Genomic DNA, 20,025 nt, shown 5'->3' with positions numbered 1-20,025 from the left:
GGATGTGAGAAGATGGCTGAAAATCTGAGTATTAAAATCCCAGCACATCATAATGTGTATAATGGCTCTTCAAATAGGGAAATTAGAATAGAATTTTCGCTTCCGGAAAATGAAACAAATGAGAATACTGGAATCGCTATTTTAGTTCCTGGTTTTGGTGCTAATATTGACTCGAATGTGTATAAAAAAATGCGAGAAACATTTGCTGATACATATAATTTAGTGATGGTTCAATGTGAATACTTTGGCAGTGAATTTATGCAAAGTGCTTCTTCGTTTAATCTCAAAGATGACCCCAATGAATTGATTGCTTCACTCACTGTTTCTGATAGGAATAGGCTGAATAATAACTTTTCGAATTTATTAGAGATATTATCTGAAAAACAAATAATACTTCCAGTTATCGCTAATCAGGAAGAAACAAGTGAATACTTTAATGATATGGGATTTATGCAGTCAATTGATATCATTACTGCAGTTGAAGCTGTTCGAATTTTACTGAAGGAAAATAACTTAAAGTTTAATGAAAAGAAAGTGATTGGGTATGGTCAGTCTCATGGTGCATTTTTAATACATTTAAGTAATCGACTAGCCCCTCATCTGTTTTCGCATATTATTGATAACTCTTCCTGGATAGAACCCGTTTATTTAAGTACAAATCGATACTTATTTCAAAGTTATGAACAGATGACTTTGCAGATTGAATTTGATTATCTTGCAAAAAAATATGTGGAGGATCAAAAGGCCCTTAACCTATATACTTTATACAATGATTTTAATAATTGCGCAAAGATCATTTCTTTTCAAGGAAATGATGATAATCTAGTCAATCATGTGGATAAAGAAAAACTAATACAAGGTGTCTCTAATGCGGAGTTTATTTTAGTAGATGAAAGTAAAGTTGATCATGTTATTTATAATTCAAATAAACATGGACTAAATGCCGATTTCTTGAATATGTTCGAATACAGTATTCAACAATTAGGAAATTTTGAAAACGATATAGAATTATCATCAGAATATGAATTAAAATTATCTAATACAAAAATTCAAGTTAATTATTCTTACGGATTACCGGTATTTAATAGGGAATTATCGTGAGTTAAAAAACAGACTGTTTGGTTTTAATACCATAGCAGTCTGTTTTATATTTTTTAACCAAACAACCTCAACACATCACTAACATTTTCATTTGTATGCTTGATCAGCAACTCATCACCTTTTTGACGAATTCCCTGCTTAACGAATTCCATCATTTCAAAAGCCATATCAGGATCTCGAATGAGAGATTCTGACTTTTGTAGACTTATTTCAATATTAGAAACATTGTCTTTATGATGAATAAGCGATTCATAATCAGAACCAGTATTGGCTAAGTGTATAGAGATTATGGATAATGCATTGTCCACTTTAGTAATTAGTTCTTCAGCTTCTTCACTAGTAGATATTTTTGAATCATTAATATCTAAGGAAGTGGTACTAACATTGACCGTATCAATACGTAACGTTTGACCTGCATTTGCTCCGACATGTATGTACAATGGTCTTATTTCACCAAGAATATTTTGAGTGTTAAATTCCATTTTTTCCGCAGTGTCATCGATGGATTGCAGTAGTTGATCTAATTCTTTTTGCGCTGCATTCCTGTCTTCATCGGTCACAGTATCCGTAGAAGTTTGAACAGCTAGTTCCCTCATTCTTTGTAAAACACTACTCACGTGTTGAAGTCCTGCATCTGTAGATTCTAATACAGAAAGTCCATCTTGCATATTAAGCTGTGCTCGTGACAATCCGCGAATTTGCCCCCGCATCGTTTCTGATATAGACAGGCCAGATGCATTATCAGCGGCTCTTGTTAGCTTGTCTCCACCCGATAGCTTTTCAAGAGTTTTAGTAATAGCATTGTCATTTTTCTGATATCTGTTTGTAGAGAAGGCTATCCATGCCTGGTTTTGTATTTTCAATTCATTCACCTCCATGTGAATTATTTTAATTACTCTATTATTATCGACAGAGTATATGAAAATTTTGCTAGAAACTGAAAACTTCTAAAAAATAACCGATATAGGTGATAAGAACATTGTTAGTATAAGGAGAGTGCAAGGCATGCGTGTATCAGCTCAGACGCAAACAAAAGATGTTGCGGTTGTTGCCCAGCCAAAACAGGAAACAGTTGTGGATGTATCAAAAGCAAATATAGCAGAAGATTCTCTGAAACAAATAATGAAAGCGGAACAAAAAGAAAATGAAAATGACGGTATACCAAAAGAAAAAGTACAAAAAGCTGTGGATGCATTAAATGAATTTATGACTTTACAAAACCATAATTCAAAGTTTGTTATGCATGAAGGGCTGGAGCGCTATTATGTACAAGTCGTCGATTCTGAAACGGAAGAAGTTATAAGAGAAATACCACCTCGTAAGTTGTTGGATGCATTTTACACAATGCAGAAATTTGTAGGTATGATTGTAGACAAAAAGATATAATACTAGGAGGTTTTTATAAATGGCAGGAATGAGAATTGGTGGATTAGCATCAGGAATGGACATCGACCAAATTGTTGGCGATTTGATGAAGGCACAGCGTATACCGCTTGATAAATTATTACAAAAGAAAACAACATTTGAATGGCAGCGTGATTCATATCGTTCTATCAATACGAAACTAAAAACATTTGATACGTATTTATTTGATAATTTCTCTTTGTCTAGTAATTTTAATAAAAAGACAGTTGAAAGTTCCAATTCAAATATAGTAAGCGCTACTGCTACAGGCTCAGCATCAAGTAATCTTTCTATTGAAGGTGTTTCACAATTAGCGACTGCTGCTAGGCAAATTGGAAAGACAGTCTCTACATCAACTGGAGGGACTGCAACAGGTTCAACCAAGATGAGCGAGCTTACAGGAATCTCAGGAGATACTAGTATTTCTTTAAAGGCTATTCAAGCAGATGGTACGTTAGCAAAAGAAGCAACAAAAATTGAAATCAAAGCTACTGACACTATTGATCAGGTAGTAAAAAAGATTAATGATAGTAATGCGGGTGTCTCAGCATTATTTGAAAATGGAAAACTTTCGATTACTGCCAAAAATACAGGCGATATAAAAGGTGGGGCTGAGGTACAAGTTACCGAGGGGAATAATGTGTTTACAGCATTAGGAATGACCGATTCCACAAATTTAGCTTCAGGTGGAACAAACGCAGTTTTCCAAGTAAATGGGATTTCAACGGAACGTTCTTCTAATACATTTATGATTTCTGGCTATAATGTTACATTGAAGTCTACATTTAATGTAAAAAATACAATAGAAGGTCAAGTTGCTGCATTAAAAAAAGCGAGTGAACAAGCTATTGTAGATGTTACGAATGCTGAAAATGCAAAAAAGACGGCGGAGGATAATCTTCCAGTCGCTCAGTCTAAATACGATACAGAATATGCAAAATTGTCAGGTAATGCTAAAAACTTTTATGATAATTCAGTTGCAGATAGTGCTAACTTAAAGAATGTATTAGCAAATACTAGTGAAAATGAACTAACAGAATTTGTAGGCCTTTCAGGTACGACGGACGCAGATATCGATGCAAATACAACACTGAGTGCTGATACAAAAAAATTACTTAAAAGTTTGTCCGTGGAAGAAAGAGAAGCATTAAAAAATGTAAACTCCAATGATTTTTCCTCATTAAAGACAACAGCCACAGCTGATAATCAGCTTGCAATTGCTAAGCTCGAAGTAACAAGAACGACAAATGACTTGGCAGCGAGAAAAACAAGGAGTGATCAACTAACGAAGGAATATAATGATGCAGTTGCTCAAAATGGGGCAACACCAGCGGACACGACCGTAGCATCAGTGCAGTTAAAATCAAATTCAGACATAGATTCAATGGTCAACAAAGTAAAAGAATTTGTCGAAAAATACAATGAACTGATTTCCGGTATGAATGATTCCTTAAAGGAAAAAAAATACCGTGACTTCCCTCCGTTAACAGACGAGCAACGAAAAGATATGACTGAAACAGAGCAAAAGCTATGGGACGAAAAAGCGAAAAGTGGTCTACATCGAAATGATTCAATTGTAAGTGGTGGATTGTCAGATATGCGTAATGCTATCTATGGAAAAGTCGGACTAGATGATAATGTAATAGATACGCTTGCAGAAATGGGTATAACAACATCTAGCATTTATTCAGACGGTGGTAAACTAGTTATCAGTGAAGATAAATTAAAAAAAGCGCTAACAGAAAATCCTGATCAAGTCGTGAAAACATTAACCCAATCTGGTGAAAAAACTACTTCAGGAGACACTCGCGGAATAGTACAACGTCTTCGTGATTCGATGAAAGAGTTTACGGGTAAAATTGAAACAAAGGCTGGTAAGGCTTCTTCTACAGATCAACAATATACGATTGGTAAAAGCTTAATTGACACAAATGATCGTATTACAAACTTTAAACGTCGATTAGAAGATATGGAAGCTCGCTACTGGAAACAATTTACAGCAATGGAGACTGCAATTAACAAAGCAAACTCCCAATCTAGCTATCTATCGCAATTTGGAGCCCAATAATATAAAATGTAGTTAAAGGTTTAATAAAAGGAGTTGTGTCGTATTGTCAGCACAATCGGTTCACCAAGCTTATAAAAATAATAGTGTCAGCACCGCATCGCCGGGTGAACTAACACTAATGCTTTATAATGGTTGTTTAAAATTTTTAGGTAAAGCGAAAGTAGCCATTACCGAAAAAAACATCCAAGAGAAAAACGTTAATTTACAAAAGGCTCAAAAAATTATTCAGGAACTTATGGTGACATTGAATATGAATATTGAAATCTCTAAGTCCATGATGCAAATGTATGAATATATGAATCACCGTTTAATCGAAGCAAATATGAAAAATGATGTGAGCATCATTGAAGAAGTAGAAGGTTATACAATTGAGTTTCGTGATACTTGGAAGCAGGTAATACAACTTAATCGTCAAAAACAATTCACTGGGGATCAAGCGTAATGGGTGAGGTAGAAAATTTTCTAGCCGCATCTGAAAAGCTATATGCTCACTTAGCTAAAAATCCATCAGAGAATGAACGTACAGAGTTTATCGAACAGGTTAATGAGTTACTTGATGCTCGTGGAGAAGCAATACATGCACTAGCTGAAACTGATTTATCTACAAATTCTCTCTATACGCATTTGGTAGAATTAGATAGAGGTATAAATGATCGATTACAGAAAATAATGGATGCTGTAAAAGGAGATTTAAAAGATCTCCAACAAAAAAAACGTCATGAGGGTTCTTACAGTAATCCTTACGCCGCAACACAGACAATTGATGGTATGTATTTTGATAATAAGAAATGAAAAACACCGACTTTCGTTTAAGAAAGTCGGTGTTTTAGTTTCTCTAAGTCAGTAGTTGTAGCACTCCTTGAGACTGCTGATTTGCTTGTGAGAGCATGGATTGTGCAGATTGCATTAGGATATTGGATTTAGTGAAATCCATCATCTCCTTTGCCATATCTATATCTCGAATACGAGATTCGGCAGATTGTAGGTTTTCTGCTGTATTCATCGTTGCTTCATAAGCATGTCCTAATCGATTGTGTATTGCTCCAAGCTTAGTTCGTTCTCCGGAAATAATTTGTATTGCCGAATCAAAAACTGAAATGGTTTGGGATGCAAATAATCTTACATCTGCTGTATCTAATCCTAAAGAATCCGATGAAATAGTAGCTAAATTTAATGTTATAGTTTGATCTTTATTTGCTCCAATATGGAAAGTTATATCTCCATTTGTACTTAAGGTAGGAGAAATCAGTGGACTTGTACCAGATTGTCCAGTACTAGAAGACCATACATATTTAAAATGATCACCTGTAATAGGGTTTGAAGTATCTGGAATAACATTTTCATCAGCTAAAGAATCTCCAAGAATACTTCCAGAACCAGATAAATCTAACGTAGATATAAATGCAGCACCCTCACTGATAAATTTAGATTTAAACTGACTTTCACTCATTCCTAACTGATCATTAATAGTCTTTTCAAATGTGTCACCCGTTGCTAGTTGTTGCATAAAAGTTTTAATGCTTTTACCAGTTCCACTATCTGTCAATAATTTATCTAAAAATTTAGTAGCCACATAGCCAGCTGAATAGAAATGAGATGATGAAGAGCTTGAATTTATTGCATTTACAACATTTTGTGTACTTCCTAAAATTGAAATGCTATTTTTTAATCTTTCGTTTGCACCTGCTAAATATTCCGCACTTCCTTCTTTAAACCATGTTGGGATAGAAGTCCAAGTCATACCCGAAGCAGACATCATTGCATGCGCCATTTCGTGTGCAACAATTCTGTCTTTAGAAATCCATAAAGGACTATCTGTTAAAAAGTCTGCCTCATCAATCGTTAATTCCCATTTTACTCCTTTGCCAGTTCCATTTGTCCAAGTTGTTACCCAGGCTACAGCACCACCTGGAGATTGATTCTCATATGAAACTGTAATTTCCGTTCCATCGGTAGGGCCAACTCCATACGCATTAAATACCGCATTTTCAGATGCCTCCAACATATAGTTAATTAATGAATCTGTTAATTCTTGTTTAGAACCTAGTAAAGAATCTGAAGCAGAAGAACCAGTTCCATTCCCTCCGGATGGTGGAGTAACAGATCCGCCTCCACGAAGTAACTTCATTCCATTAAATTCAGTTCGATTTGAAATACCATCTATCTCGTCCAGGATTTGGTCAACCTCATCCTGTAATGCCCCACGATCCTCTTCGGTATTCGTATCATTCGCAGCTTGAACTGATAATTCTCGACCACGCTGTAATAGGGAATGAATTTCGTTCATAGCACCTTCTGCTGTTTGAATCATTGAAATCCCATCTTGAATATTCTTTCCAGCCATATTCAAACCCCGAATTTGACCACGCATTTTTTCAGAGATAGCAAGTCCTGCAGCATCATCACCAGCTCGGTTTATTTTCAAACCACTGGAAAGTTTTTCAAGATGTTTTGAGCTCGCGTTTTGTTGTTTGTTTAATTTGTTTGTAGTGTTTAGAGCAGCAATATTATGTTGAATTCTCAATTTATCACCTTCTTACTGAATGAGACTTTTTACATATGTTTATATCGGTTAAAATCATAACAAATAAATACGGAGGATAAACTTTTTGAGGAATTTTCCTTAAAAACATTTTCTCTTTAACTAGCTAATTAAAATTATAATCGATACACCATGATTTTTTCCTTCCTTAATCGCTTTTAATAAATTTATTTCCCGGGCAATTAGTTTACAAAAATAATACTGTGTAAATGTGTAAATAATGGTATTATTAAATTACTAGTAAATTAGAAGGAGGGTTAATATGTTTAAGAAGGTGCTAATAGTCTCGGTCTTATTATTTACATTTACGACTTCTGCAAGTGCAAATGCTTTATATGAAGTGAAAAAAGGTGATTCGTTGACAAAGATTGCTAAAGTGTACAAAGTGACAGTGAACGATCTTCGTACTTGGAACAAGCTTAAGAAAGACAGTATTTATGTAAAGCAGAAGTTAATCGTACAAAAACCTAAAGTAGCTAATACAACTACTAAAGCTACTCAAGCGGTAGCATCTGCGAAGCCTGTAACAACTCCCAAAGAAAATCCTGCTAAAGATGTCCAGGTGAAGGCGGAGGAACTTATTACTAACCCAGCTCCAATACTTAATGATGTAAAATCCCTTTCCTCAGACGGACAAGCTACATATGATTTAGTAGTAGACTTTGCAAAACTTTTGGTAGGTACTCCTTATTTGTATGCAGGAAATACGATGGCGGGATTTGATTGTAGTGGATTTATTTATTTTGTTCATTCACAAGCAGGGCTTACTATCACTAGACAAAGCAGCGAGAGTTATTTTGCAAAAAGCTCAGCTATTGCTAACCCAGTAGTTGGCGATTTAGTGTTTTTTGAGAATACATATAAAGCCGGAATTTCACATATGGGAATTTATTTAGGCAACAATGAGTTTATACATGCTGGTTCTAAAGGTGTTGAGATTGCTAGTTTAGATTCTACCTATTGGAAGGAACATTTTGTTTCATTTAATAGATTTCATATGGTGAGTGAATAATTTTGGAGAGATTAGGAGCTTTATGATGAAAATGACAATAGCTAAGAAAATGTGGTTAGGGTTTTCTGTCGTCTTGATATTACTAACTGGAGTTTCTGTTATGTTACATATTTCTATGGATGAAATAAGTGCTAAATATCAGTTTTTGTTAGATGATCGGGTAGAAAAAGTGGATCTTATAAAAGATATTGAGATTGCGCAAAAGGATATTTCTCGTAGTGTAATGGATTATTTATTATTTAATACAGATGAATCGCTTAATAATATTAGATCCAATTCAGAATTACAGGCTTCCTTAACTACTGATTTGGAAGGTAAATTGTTTTCCCCAGAAACATTAAAAATGATGGAGGATATCAAGAAAAAAGAGAAGACCTTCATAGATAAAAATGAGGAATTGATTACTGCAAAGAAAAATAAAGATACTTCAGTAATAAATAAACTTACAGCAGATTCTAAAGAGATAAGTAATGATACGATTAAAATCTTGGGGGAAATGGAGCAATTTCTACAAGATGATATGGACAAGACTAGAGCAGAACTGAAAAAATTTGAATCTATGGTTAATATACTAACTATAGTAATACCTATTATCAGTGTTATTTTAGGACTTGCACTAGCGTATTTCATTAGTAGAAGTATCTCCAAACCTGTTAAGAAAGTAACTGCAGGACTTGTTCAGATTGCGGATGGTAATTTACGTTTAGAGCCAATCGTGATTAAAAACAAGGACGAAGTAGGAGAAATGGCAGTAGCCTTCAATACAATGTCGAAAGATTTACTTGAAATTGTTTCAGGTGTTAGAGATTCATCTATGCAACTCGCGGCTAATGCTGAGGAGCTGACTGCAAGTGCTGAAGAAAGCTTAGCGTCCTCACAAATGGTAGCGAAGTCTGCAGAGGAACAAATGGCCACTAGTGAACAGCAAGTCCGCCATATGGATTCTTCGGTTCACGCGATGGCTGAATTATCTCAAGAGGTCGAGCAAATTTCAATAAGTAACGAAGAGATGTTAAAAGCAACAGACGAAGTTAGAGTGCTTGTTGATAAAGGATCTGATGTAGTTTCGGATGTTGCTGAACAAATGAACACGATTCATACAACCTTCAAAGATACGACAGTTATTATGAATAATATGGCAAAGCATTCAGATGAAATACAAAATGTAACTGCGTTAATAACAGATATCTCGGAACAAACGAATTTATTGGCATTGAATGCAGCAATCGAAGCGGCTCGCGCAGGAGAATATGGAAAAGGATTTGCGGTAGTTGCCGAAGAAGTAAGAAAATTAGCTGAGCAATCAAAGAATTCTGCAACGGAGATTGCTTCCATGGTTCAAATGATTCAAGAGGCATCCAGTGAAGCAGTTCAAGCAATCACAGACGGTGGCGGTAAAGTGGAAGCAGGGATTTCCAAAACAACTGAATCACTAGATGTATTTAAAGATATTGAATCTGCTGTCGGTGAAGTTGGAGTCAAAGTAGAGTCAGTTTCCACTGCAATAGAGCAAATTCAGGAAATGGCAAAATCCGTTTCAGAAGGTTCACTTGAAGTTCAACGTCTAGCAGCACTTGCTGCGGATGGGGCAAATGATACAAGTGCAGCTACAGAAGAGCAGCTTGCCGCAAATGAAGAAATCACTGCAAATGCACAGTCATTAGCAGATCTTGCTGAGGCTTTGCAAAATAATGTCAGTCATTTTAAAATTTAATGTATATCAATTACCCTAAATCTTTTATTAGATTTAGGGCTTTTTTTCGACAATAAAATTCTATATTATGACAAAGTACCTTTATTTATGTATAATAATATGGTTACTTAAGAATCATTTGGAAAAGAGAGAATAGGAAAAAAGGGAGTAAGGAAATGAAATTAACAATATCGAAAAAATTGTGGTTCGGGTTTTCAGCAGTGTTATTTTTATTAGTATTAATTAGCGTATTATCTATTTTAGCATCATCTATTATTACTGATAAATACCAGTCTTTGCTTGATAATAATGTGAAGAAAGTGGAACTAGTAGGAGAGATTGAAATCATCCAAAAAGATATGGCGACAGCTGTTTTAGAGTTTGTCATGTTTGGAAAAGAAGATGCAATTGGTAAGTTTGATGAGGAAATTATAAATGGGTCAGCCGCGGCAAAAACACTAATTGAGAGTGTGAAGGATGAGAAGTCATTAAAGCTATTAGAGGATCTTCGCACGCAAACAGTGGCGTTATTTGAATCAAATAATAAGATAATTTCGTTGAAAAAGAGCAATCAACCATTTGAACAATATGCTAGCCAATCTACTGAATTAAACGATGAAGTGCTAGCAATCTTAGCTGAATTAAAGCAAATTCAAATTGCTGATATGGAACAAACAAGAGCTGAGTTAGATCAATATCAAGCAACCTCTAATAATTTTGTAATTATCATTACAATACTTAGCGTTGTTATTGCATTACTTCTTTCTTATTTCATTAGTAAAAGCATTTCTAAACCAATTCAAAAGGTTACTTCTGGTTTAGAGGAAATTGCAAACGGGAATTTATTAGTAGAACCTATCAAAATTAAAAATAAAGACGAAGTTGGAGTTATGGCGACAACTTTCAATAAAATGTCGAGCGATTTACAACGCATTGTGTCAAGTGTTCGAGACTCTTCTATGCAATTGGCTGCGAACGCTGAAGAGCTATCTGCAAGTTCTGAGGAAAGTCTTGCTTCTTCACAAATGGTTGCGAAATCAGCTGAAGGGCAAATGGTAGCCAGCGAGGAACAAGTAAAGCATTTAGAAAGCTCTGTAAATTCTATGATGGAATTGCAACAAGGTGTTGGACAAATTTCGAAAAGCAATAAAGAGATGCTACAAGCGACGGATGGGGTGAAAAACCTCGTAACTAAAGGATCATCTGTAGTAACAGATGTTGCCACTCAAATGGATACGATTCACACTACGTTTAATGAAACAACAGAAATTATGAAAAACATGGCGAAGCATTCCGATGAAATTCAATCGATTACTGCGCTAATTACAGATATATCGGAGCAAACAAATCTACTTGCTCTAAATGCTGCAATTGAAGCAGCGCGTGCAGGGGAATATGGAAAAGGTTTTGCTGTGGTAGCGGAAGAGGTTCGTAAACTTGCTGAGCAATCGAAAAACTCAGCTTCCGAAATTGAATCGATGGTTCAGTTGATACAATCTGCTTCTGGTGATGCTCTTAAAGCAATCACAACTGGTGGAGGAAAAGTAGAAGAAGGGCTTTCGAAAACTACGGAATCGCTTAATGTTTTTAATGAAATAGAGTCAAGCGTTGGAGAAGTTGTATTTAAAGTTGAAACTGTTTCTGCAGCAATTGAGCAAATTCAAGCAATGGCTGAATCCGTAACGGAAAGCGCGCAACAGGTACAAGCACTAGCAGCAAGTGCAGCAGATGGTGCGAGTGATACAAGTGCTGCTACAGAAGAGCAGCTAGCTGCAAACGAAGAGATTTCTTCAAGTGCACAATCATTGGCAAATCTCGCAGAAAAACTACAAAGTGAAGTAAGCCATTTTAAACTATAAACTATTTAATAAGAAAAGACTCTATTTCGTAATGCGAAATAGAGTCTTTCTAATATGTCAATATTGCGAATACGCTCTAGAATGTTGCGCGTAAGCAAGTAAATATTGCTAATACGGATTAGAATGTTGCGAGTAAGCGAGTAAATATAGCGAGAAAGTAAAAAGTTTCGAGTTAGGTCTATAATGTTGCGAAGATACTTTTAAATATAGCGAATAGGAAAAGTATATTCCATATATAAAACATTCCTCATCTAGACACAAATTATTGTAAGTGGATAAAGTATAATGTACGTAGGTGATTATATGTACGAATTCATTGTTTTTATCCATGTACTTAGTGCAATTCTTTCTATTGGTCCTTTTTTTGTTTTATTTCCTTTATTAAATCGAATGCATGATAAGAGCGGTGAAGTCCTTCATTCCCAAATAGAAGTTTTTCAAGCTTCGATTCGGATAGTTAAGCATGCTGGTCATGTTTTAGTCGTTTCTGGAGTTCTACTTATGTGGCAAGGAAATTGGCCATGGTCGACATCGTGGGTAGTCATGACAATTGTTGTTATGATTAGTTCTATCGTGTTTCTTGCAAAGGCATTTAAGCCAAAGATTCGACAATTTCAAGCTGGAGTTATTGATTCCAGTACTCTTATTAAAAGATTAAACAGTTCTGTATGGCAATATATACTCTTGCTGTTAATCATGCTCTGGTTTATGGTTGTAAAACCTAATTTATGGTGATTGACTCTTTCTCAATATTGAGAGAGGGTCTTTTTTATTTTGCTTTAATTTTTCGTACTCGGTTCTACTTGAGACCACTTCAGCATAGAACTTCCACGTCCACGTCATTTTAACAAATTGTTCACAAATATTTTTTTCTGAATATAAAATGCGATATATCGCAGATGTAAGCGATTTCATAATTAATGAATATTCAAAAATAACTGACAATTTTTAAAAAGGGTGTTGACGCGCCATTTTAAAGGAGTTATGATATCAACAATATATTAAATATTGTGAGAAAATTCACAATCAAACAAAAGCAAAAGCTTCAATGCTAGTTGCTAGATTAGCAGTGATATAGGAGTCGATTATATTGAGAAGTGACATGATAAAAAAAGGCGTTGATCGTGCCCCGCATCGTAGTTTGCTTTATGCTACTGGGGTAAAAACAAGAGATTTAGATAAACCGTTTATCGGTGTTTGTAACTCCTATATTGATATTATTCCAGGCCATATGCATTTAAATAAATTTGCTGAGGTCGTCAAAGAAGCAATTCGCGAAGCAGGTGGAATTCCATTTGAATTTAACACGATTGGTGTTGATGATGGGATTGCAATGGGTCACATCGGAATGAGATATTCACTTCCGAGTCGAGAGCTTATCGCGGATTCTGCCGAAACAGTTATTAACGCGCATTGGTTTGATGGAGTGTTTTACATTCCAAACTGTGACAAGATCACACCAGGAATGTTAATGGCAGCAGTCAGAACAAATGTCCCATCTGTTTTTGTTTCAGGTGGACCAATGGAGGCTGGAACATCAGCTGACGGGAAACAACTTTCATTAACATCCGTTTTTGAAGGAGTTGGTTCTTATAAATCTGGTGCAATGACTGCAGAACAACTTCTCGATATTGAACAAAATGCATGTCCGACATGTGGGTCTTGTTCGGGAATGTTCACAGCTAACTCCATGAACTCTTTAATGGAAATGTTAGGGATGACTCCTCCAGGTAACGGTACAATTATTGCAACTTCCGAGGAACGTCACCGACTTATTAAGGAAGCGGCTAAACATCTTGTACGAATGATTAAAGAAGATGTAAAGCCAAGAGATTTGATTACAAAAGAAACAATCGATGATGCGTTTGCACTAGATATGGCAATGGGTGGTTCAACAAATACAGTTCTCCACACATTGGCTATCGCGCATGAAGCAGAAATCGAATATGACGTGAAAGAAATAAATGAAGTAGCAAAACGAATTCCTTATTTATCGAAAATTATGCCTGCCTCTGATTACTCTATGCATGATGTACATCTTGCAGGAGGAGTTAGTGCAATTATAAAAGAACTTTGCGAGATTCCTGGAGCTGTTCATCCAGATCGAATGACGATAACTGGTCAATCTCTCTATGAGAACGTGAAGGATGCAGAAATTAAAAATGATCAAGTCATACGCCGAAAAGAAAATCCATATAGTCCAGTAGGCGGCTTGTCCGTATTATTTGGAAATATTGCTCCAGATGGTGGAGTGATTAAAGTAGGAGCAGTTGATCCTTCCATTAAAGAATTTACTGGAAAAGCAATTGTGTTCGATTCGCAAGAAGCGGCACAAGAAGCGATTGACAACGGTATTGTTCAAGAGGGCCATGTAGTCGTTATCCGCTACGAAGGTCCAAAAGGTGGACCTGGGATGCCAGAAATGCTTGCTCCAACATCAGCGATTCAAGGTCGTGGATTAGGAACTAAAGTGGCACTCATTACGGACGGACGTTTCTCAGGTGCATCAAGAGGAATTTCCATTGGACATATTTCTCCAGAAGCAGCAGAAGGCGGACCGATTGCATTAGTTGAAAATGATGACATTATCGCTATTGATCTAACAAATAGAACAATAGAGTTAAAGGTTAATGAAGAAGAATTAGCTACAAGAAGATCAAACTTACAACCATTTGAACCAAAAATTAAAAAAGGTTATTTAGCAAGATATTCGAAACTCGTAACATCTGCGAGTACAGGTGGAGTAATGAAAATCTAAACGAATATTGATTAAATCTATGATGAGGTAAAAGTTAAAGGAATCTTGTATTCACAGAGAGCCGGTGGTGCTGGGACCCGGCAATACAACCTTTAGCGACATCCCCTCGGAGTGAAGTGTTGAACGGGAAACCAATTAGATACTTCCGGGTGTAGTAAATTAGCTACTCTCGTTAAAAATGGATGGTCGGCGATTTGTCGGTTGTCTGCGAGGTAGCGGTTGCGCTGCGAACTAGGGTGGTACCATGAAAAGAATTTCATCCCTATACAAAAGAACTATAGTTTTTTTGTGTGGGAGGAATTCTTTTCTTTTTTTATAACAAAAAGGTGTTGTCTAGACTTCAGCACCTTGCCCCTCGGGGTCAAATGTGAAATAGCTGCGGTGACTGAGGAGCTGCCTCCTCGCTATTCCCCATTTGCCTGTCGGAGGCATACAGGATGTAGGTCATGCAGTCGTTGCGACACGATGTCGCGAAATTAGACTGTACTCTATTAAACAGGCGCTTACGCTTTTCGATTTGGACTGGACGATTTAAGTAAAAGGAGGAAATTATGATGAAGTTGAGTGTAGAAGAAGCAGAACAAACCTATGAAGAAGCTCAAATGCCTGCTGCTCCGAAGCAATTAGATGGAGCGGATGTTTTAATCGAAACACTAAAAAAACATCAGGTTGAAGTAGTATTTGGTTATCCAGGTGGTGCAGTTTTACCGATTTATGATGCATTATACAGAAATCCTATCAAACATATTCTAGCTCGCCACGAGCAAGGTGCAATCCATGCAGCTGAAGGATATGCAAGAGTATCAGGGAAAGTAGGGGTAGTTATTGCTACTTCTGGACCAGGTGCAACGAACTTAGTGACAGGCATTGCTGATGCTATGATGGACTCCATTCCACTAGTTGTTTTCACAGGTCAAGTTGCTACTACTGTTATTGGAACAGATGCTTTTCAAGAAGCGGACATCATTGGGATTACACAACCAATTACAAAACATAATTACCAAGTGAAAGATGTAGCAGATTTACCAAGAATTATTAACGAAGCTTTTCATATTGCTTCCACAGGTCGTCCAGGACCAGTCGTCGTAGATATTCCAAAAAATATGGCAACAGGCATGTTTGTTTCATCGGAGGATGCAAACCTAGAAGTGAATCTTCCAGGATATCAACCGACGACAACGCCAAACTTTTTGCAAATACAGAAGGCAGCCCAAGCTATTTCTACTGCAAAACAACCATTGATTCTTGCAGGTGCAGGTGTATTATTCGCTAAAGCATCAGATCAACTAGCAGCGTTTGCCGAGAAGTATCAAATCCCTGTAACCAATACACTCCTAGGACTTGGGAGTATAGAAGGCGATCATGAGTTGTTTTTAGGAATGGCAGGGATGCACGGGACTTACACAGCCAATATGGCAATTCAAACTTGTGACTTACTAATTAATGTAGGCGCAAGATTTGATGACCGTCTAACAGGAAACTTAAACTACTTTGCACCGAATGCAAAAGTGGTTCATATCGATATAGATCCAGCGGAAATTGGGAAAAACGTTCCTACAGAAATCCCAATTGTTGCGGATGCAAAGGAAGCTTTGGAGGCACTGCTTGCACAAGATGTGTCAAATGGAAATACTGCTACGTGGTTAGAGAGCTTACGTGTTTCACTAACAGAATATCCATTTCATTATCAAGCGAGTGAGGAAAGAGGGCTCTTACCACAGCAAGTGTTAGAGCTTGTACATGAGTATACAAATGGAGATGCAGTTGTAACTACTGATGTAGGACAGCATCAAATGTGGACTGCACAGTATTATAAATTCAATCATCCGCATAACTGGGTAACATCTGGTGGACTTGGAACAATGGGATTTGGTTTCCCAGCAGCAATTGGTGCACAGCTTGCTAAACCAGAAGCAAAAGTAATTTCCATCGTTGGTGATGCAGGTTTCCAAATGACACTTCAGGAACTGTCTCTACTACAAGAGATGAGAATCCCAGTAAAAGTTATTATCTTAAACAATCAAGCACTCGGAATGGTACGCCAATGGCAAGAGACATTCCATGGAGAGCGTTTCTCGCAATCTCTCATCCCAGTTCAGCCTGATTTCGTAAAATTAGCAGCTGCTTATGATATTAAAGGCTACAAAATCGAAACATATGAAGATGCAAAGGTTCAATTAAAAGAAGCACTTGCATCAGATGAGCCAGTACTAATTGATTGTCGAGTTGTTCAAAAAGAAAGTGTCTATCCAATGGTTGCTCCAGGTAAAGGGCTACATGAAATGATTGGAGTGAAGCCAGAATGAAACGAATTATTACGGTAACAGTGATCAATCAAAGTGGTGTTTTAAACCGTGTTACTGGCCTACTCATGAAGCGTCAATTCAATATTGAAAGTATTACAGTGGGGCATACGGAACAACCGCAAATCTCTAAAATGACGTTTGTCGTAAACGTACAAGATGAACAAAAACTAGAACAGCTTTTAAAACAGCTTCAAAAACAAGTAGATGTGTTGAAAGTTAATGATATTACAGAAAAATCGATTGTTGTGAGAGAGTTGGCACTCGTGAAAGTCGTAGCGCCACCTGCTGTAAGAGCAGAGATAAACAGTATTATTGAACCATTCCGAGCTTATACAATCGACACGGGGAAAAACGTTGTTACCTTTCAAGTAACCGGTAACCCAGAAAAGATTGATGCTTTCATTGATCTGCTCAAACCATATGGTATTAAAGAGCTTACAAGAACAGGTGTTACAGCGTTTGTTCGTGAAACCCAAAAAACAAACACACCACAATTATCCATACTGTAAAATCGAAATGCGGAAGACGCCGTTTAGCTGCGACAAGCAATTGGCAGTTTTCGAGGAGGCAGATCTTCAGCCACCGCAGAAAACTGACATTTGACCTCGAGCAGCTGGCGTCAGAAGCTAGACAGATACTTAGTTATTAAGTTTAAAAAACTTTTAAATAATATAAAAACCCAAATTCGAGGAGGAAATTATAATGGCTAAAATGTATTACAACGGAGATATCAACGAAGGACTTTTACAGGAAAAAACAATTGCAATCATCGGTTACGGATCACAAGGTCATGCACATGCACAAAACTTAAAGGATTCAGGTTTTAACGTAGTTGTTGGTATTCGTGCAGGAAAATCATTCGATCAAGCAAAAGAAGACGGATTAGAAGTTTATTCTGTAAAAGAAGCAGCTGAAAAAGCAGACGTTATCATGATTTTATTACCAGATGAAAGACAAAAAGCTGTTTATGAAGCAGAGATACAGCCTGCATTAACTGCTGGAAAATCATTAGTATTCGCTCACGGATTCAACGTACATTTTGATCAAATCGTACCTCCAGCTGATGTGGATGTATTCCTTGTAGCACCAAAAGGTCCAGGTCATTTAGTGCGTAGAACATACGAAGCAGGAGCAGGGGTACCAGGTTTATTCGCTGTATATCAAGATGCAACTGGTCAAGCAAAAGATCTAGCTCTAGCATATGCAAAAGGAATTGGAGCTGCTCGTGCTGGAGTATTGGAAACAACATTCAAAGAAGAAACAGAAACAGATCTATTCGGAGAACAAGCAGTACTTTGTGGTAGTACAACTGCAATAGTAAAAGCTGGTTTTGAAACTTTAGTAGAAGCAGGATATCAACCAGAGCTTGCTTACTTTGAAACATTACACGAATTAAAACTGATTGTTGATTTAATGTACGAAGGTGGAATGGCAACAATGCGTTCTTCCATCTCGGATACAGCTGAGTGGGGAGACTTCGTTTCAGGTCCACGCATCATTGATGCTTCTGTAAAAGATCGTATGAAAGACGTATTAACGGACATTCAAGATGGAACATTTGCAAGAGAATGGATTAAAGAAAACGAAACAGATCGTCCAAAATATAACGCAATCAAAAAAGCAGAATCTGAACATCAAATTGAAGTTGTTGGAGCAAAACTTCGTGAAATGATGCCTTTCATCAATGAAGGAAAAAAACAAGTCAAGAAAGAAGTGGTGACGAGTGGTCAAAATTGATATTTTCGACACAACGCTACGTGATGGAGAGCAATCTGCAGGGATTAACCTAAACACGCGAGAAAAGTTAGAAATAGCTCGTCAGCTTGAGAAATTTGGAGTTTCTATCATAGAGGCAGGGTTTCCTGCTTCTTCTCCTGGAGACTTTGAGGCAGTTAAACTAATTGCTGACACAGTGAAAAACTCAACGGTAACAGGATTAGCTCGTTCGATTAAAAGTGATATTGAAACTTCTTGGGAGGCTTTAAAAGGTGGAGTACAGCCACATCTACACACATTTATCGCGACATCCCCAATCCATATGCAATATAAGCTGAACAAAACACCTGAGCAAGTTATTGAAATTGCAGTAGAATCCGTAAAGCTTGCGAGAAAATATTTTCCACTTGTTCAGTGGTCAGCGGAAGATGCAACACGTTCAGACCGTGATTTCCTAGTACGAATAATGAATGAAGTAATTAAAGCGGGAGCTACTACGATTAATATCCCTGATACTGTAGGATATGCTTCTCCAATTGAATATGGGGCTTTATTCAGATACTTGAGTGAAAACGTGACTGGTATTGAAAAAGTGAAGCTTTCTGCTCACTGTCATGATGATCTAGGATTAGCAGTTGCCAACACACTTGCAGCCATTGAAAATGGCGCTACACAAGTTGAAGGTACAATCAACGGAATTGGAGAACGTGCAGGCAATGCAGCGCTTGAAGAAGTTGCGGTTGCACTACATATTCGAAATGATTACTACAAAGCAGATTCCGGTATTGTTTTAAAAGAAACTAAACGCACAAGTCAGCTTGTAAGTAAGTTAACTGGGGTTATGATCCAACCAAACAAAGCGGTTGTTGGGAAGAATGCATTTGCACATGAATCAGGAATTCATCAAGATGGTATGCTGAAAAACCCAGAAACATATGAAATTATTACACCAGAATTGATTGGTGATGTAGCGACTGAACTAGTACTTGGTAAACATTCTGGTCGCCATGCATTCTCTGATCGTGCAATACAGATGGGCTTTCAATTAAGTGATGATAAGCTAAATGCAGCATTTGTTGCATTCAAAAAATTAGCAGATAGTAAAAAAGAGATTACCGAGGAAGATTTATTTGTTTTATTGACAGATCAACAAGTACAAACTTCTGAAGTGGAAGTCTATGAATTAGAAAGCGTACAGGTACAGTACGGTACTTCTAATATTCCAACCGCTACGGTTCAAGCTAAAACACCATCTGGTGAAGTGGAAGTAGTTTCTTCCACTGGAGCTGGTTCGGTAGAAGCTATTTTCAATACATTAGAAAAGCTAGTGAACGGAGAAGTTCATATTATTGATTATCGTGTATCTTCTGTCTCTAAAGGAAGAGATGCACTTGGCGAAGCAATCGTTAACTTAAGCTTTAATGGTGTTAATTCATCGGGGCGCAATGCATCTCAGGATGTATTGGAAGCATCTGCAAAAGCATATTTGAACGCTATAAACCGTCAATTAGTTAAATCGCACTATCAAGAGCAAATAGCAGTACCACAATAAAAAATGGGAGTGAA

16 protein-coding genes and 1 other annotated feature are annotated in these 20,025 nt (G+C 36.9%); of the genes, 14 read left to right on the top strand and 2 right to left on the bottom strand.

The features are described 5' to 3' along the window. Positions 1–12 precede the first annotated feature (12 nt). Positions 13–1,101: a DUF2920 family protein gene (locus PGC35_RS01440; RefSeq protein ID WP_375217887.1), complete on the top strand. Its 1,089-nt coding sequence runs from the start codon at positions 13–15 to the stop codon at positions 1,099–1,101. 53 nt (positions 1,102–1,154) lie between these two features. Here the strand turns inward: PGC35_RS01440 and PGC35_RS01435 are convergent, their stop codons facing one another. Beyond that, positions 1,155–1,964 (bottom strand): flagellin N-terminal helical domain-containing protein, encoded by an 810-nt coding sequence (locus tag PGC35_RS01435; protein WP_375217886.1) that lies wholly within the window; start codon positions 1,962–1,964, stop codon positions 1,155–1,157. A 142-nt stretch (positions 1,965–2,106) separates the two neighbouring features. Between PGC35_RS01435 and PGC35_RS01430 the strand changes: the two genes are divergently transcribed. From PGC35_RS01430 to fliT, 4 genes are read left to right on the top strand one after another with little or no spacing between them, the layout of a single operon-like run. Continuing rightward, positions 2,107–2,487 (top strand): flagellar protein FlaG, encoded by a 381-nt coding sequence (locus PGC35_RS01430; protein WP_375217885.1) that lies wholly within the window; start codon positions 2,107–2,109, stop codon positions 2,485–2,487. Between the two features lie 19 nt (positions 2,488–2,506). Continuing rightward, positions 2,507–4,573, top strand: coding sequence for a flagellar filament capping protein FliD (gene fliD / locus PGC35_RS01425; protein ID WP_375217884.1), 2,067 nt, complete (start codon positions 2,507–2,509; stop codon positions 4,571–4,573). Positions 4,574–4,616: 43 nt separating this feature from the next. Next, positions 4,617–5,015 carry a flagellar export chaperone FliS gene (fliS, locus tag PGC35_RS01420; protein ID WP_375217883.1) on the top strand — a complete coding sequence of 133 codons (399 nt, stop codon included), beginning with the start codon at positions 4,617–4,619 and terminating at the stop codon, positions 5,013–5,015. Beyond that, positions 5,015–5,365 carry a flagellar protein FliT gene (fliT, locus tag PGC35_RS01415; RefSeq protein WP_375217882.1) on the top strand — a complete coding sequence of 117 codons (351 nt, stop codon included), beginning with the start codon at positions 5,015–5,017 and terminating at the stop codon, positions 5,363–5,365. Before fliS ends, fliT begins: the two co-directional genes overlap by 1 nt. Before the next feature lie 43 nt (positions 5,366–5,408). Here the strand turns inward: fliT and PGC35_RS01410 are convergent, their stop codons facing one another. Continuing rightward, positions 5,409–7,097 (bottom strand): flagellinolysin, encoded by a 1,689-nt coding sequence (locus PGC35_RS01410; RefSeq protein ID WP_375217881.1) that lies wholly within the window; start codon positions 7,095–7,097, stop codon positions 5,409–5,411. A 280-nt stretch (positions 7,098–7,377) separates the two neighbouring features. Between PGC35_RS01410 and PGC35_RS01405 the strand changes: the two genes are divergently transcribed. From PGC35_RS01405 to PGC35_RS01365, 9 genes are all read left to right on the top strand, one after another. Continuing rightward, positions 7,378–8,127, top strand: coding sequence for an NlpC/P60 family protein (locus tag PGC35_RS01405; protein ID WP_375217880.1), 750 nt, complete (start codon positions 7,378–7,380; stop codon positions 8,125–8,127). Between the two features lie 22 nt (positions 8,128–8,149). Continuing rightward, positions 8,150–9,841 carry a methyl-accepting chemotaxis protein gene (locus PGC35_RS01400; protein WP_375217879.1) on the top strand — a complete coding sequence of 564 codons (1,692 nt, stop codon included), beginning with the start codon at positions 8,150–8,152 and terminating at the stop codon, positions 9,839–9,841. A 155-nt stretch (positions 9,842–9,996) separates the two neighbouring features. Beyond that, complete coding sequence (locus PGC35_RS01395; protein ID WP_375217878.1) at positions 9,997–11,679, top strand: methyl-accepting chemotaxis protein; 1,683 nt, start codon at positions 9,997–9,999, stop codon at positions 11,677–11,679. A 303-nt stretch (positions 11,680–11,982) separates the two neighbouring features. Beyond that, positions 11,983–12,414, top strand: a complete 432-nt coding sequence (locus tag PGC35_RS01390) for a hypothetical protein (protein ID WP_375217877.1) — start codon at positions 11,983–11,985, stop codon at positions 12,412–12,414. 355 nt (positions 12,415–12,769) lie between these two features. After that, complete coding sequence (ilvD, locus tag PGC35_RS01385; RefSeq protein WP_056827614.1) at positions 12,770–14,437, top strand: dihydroxy-acid dehydratase; 1,668 nt, start codon at positions 12,770–12,772, stop codon at positions 14,435–14,437. Positions 14,438–14,447: 10 nt separating this feature from the next. After that, positions 14,448–14,704 (top strand) — a binding site (T-box leader). Positions 14,705–15,039: 335 nt separating this feature from the next. Beyond that, a complete protein-coding gene (gene ilvB / locus PGC35_RS01380) occupies positions 15,040–16,743 on the top strand; it encodes an acetolactate synthase large subunit (RefSeq protein WP_375218265.1) in 1,704 nt (567 codons plus the stop codon). Further along, a complete protein-coding gene (ilvN, locus tag PGC35_RS01375) occupies positions 16,740–17,252 on the top strand; it encodes an acetolactate synthase small subunit (RefSeq protein ID WP_053590288.1) in 513 nt (170 codons plus the stop codon). The genes ilvB and ilvN overlap by 4 nt, the downstream gene beginning before the upstream one ends. A 193-nt stretch (positions 17,253–17,445) precedes the next feature. Further along, positions 17,446–18,480, top strand: coding sequence for a ketol-acid reductoisomerase (gene ilvC / locus PGC35_RS01370; protein ID WP_056827613.1), 1,035 nt, complete (start codon positions 17,446–17,448; stop codon positions 18,478–18,480). Further along, the gene (locus PGC35_RS01365) at positions 18,467–20,011 is read left to right on the top strand and encodes a 2-isopropylmalate synthase (RefSeq protein ID WP_375217876.1); all 1,545 of its coding nucleotides are present in this window, start codon (positions 18,467–18,469) and stop codon (positions 20,009–20,011) included. The genes ilvC and PGC35_RS01365 overlap by 14 nt, the downstream gene beginning before the upstream one ends. Positions 20,012–20,025: the final 14 nt, after the last annotated feature.

The organism is Psychrobacillus sp. PGGUH221 (assembly GCF_042055255.1).
GTDB lineage: Bacteria > Bacillota > Bacilli > Bacillales_A > Planococcaceae > Psychrobacillus.
Note: the sequence above shows the minus strand (reverse complement) of the source record. Positions and strands in the feature narration are given on the sequence as shown.

Bases quoted from the DNA above. Each gene is read 5' to 3' on its own strand.
- PGC35_RS01440 (WP_375217887.1), top strand. From the start codon at position 13: ATGGCTGAAAATCTGAGTATTAAAATCCCAGCACATCATAATGTGTAT.
- PGC35_RS01430 (WP_375217885.1), top strand. From the start codon at position 2,107: ATGCGTGTATCAGCTCAGACGCAAACAAAAGATGTTGCGGTTGTTGCC.
- fliD (WP_375217884.1), top strand. From the start codon at position 2,507: ATGGCAGGAATGAGAATTGGTGGATTAGCATCAGGAATGGACATCGAC.
- fliT (WP_375217882.1), top strand. From the start codon at position 5,015: ATGGGTGAGGTAGAAAATTTTCTAGCCGCATCTGAAAAGCTATATGCT.
- PGC35_RS01405 (WP_375217880.1), top strand. From the start codon at position 7,378: ATGTTTAAGAAGGTGCTAATAGTCTCGGTCTTATTATTTACATTTACG.
- PGC35_RS01400 (WP_375217879.1), top strand. From the start codon at position 8,150: ATGATGAAAATGACAATAGCTAAGAAAATGTGGTTAGGGTTTTCTGTC.
- PGC35_RS01395 (WP_375217878.1), top strand. From the start codon at position 9,997: ATGAAATTAACAATATCGAAAAAATTGTGGTTCGGGTTTTCAGCAGTG.
- PGC35_RS01390 (WP_375217877.1), top strand. From the start codon at position 11,983: ATGTACGAATTCATTGTTTTTATCCATGTACTTAGTGCAATTCTTTCT.
- ilvB (WP_375218265.1), top strand. From the start codon at position 15,040: ATGCCTGCTGCTCCGAAGCAATTAGATGGAGCGGATGTTTTAATCGAA.
- ilvN (WP_053590288.1), top strand. From the start codon at position 16,740: ATGAAACGAATTATTACGGTAACAGTGATCAATCAAAGTGGTGTTTTA.
- ilvC (WP_056827613.1), top strand. From the start codon at position 17,446: ATGGCTAAAATGTATTACAACGGAGATATCAACGAAGGACTTTTACAG.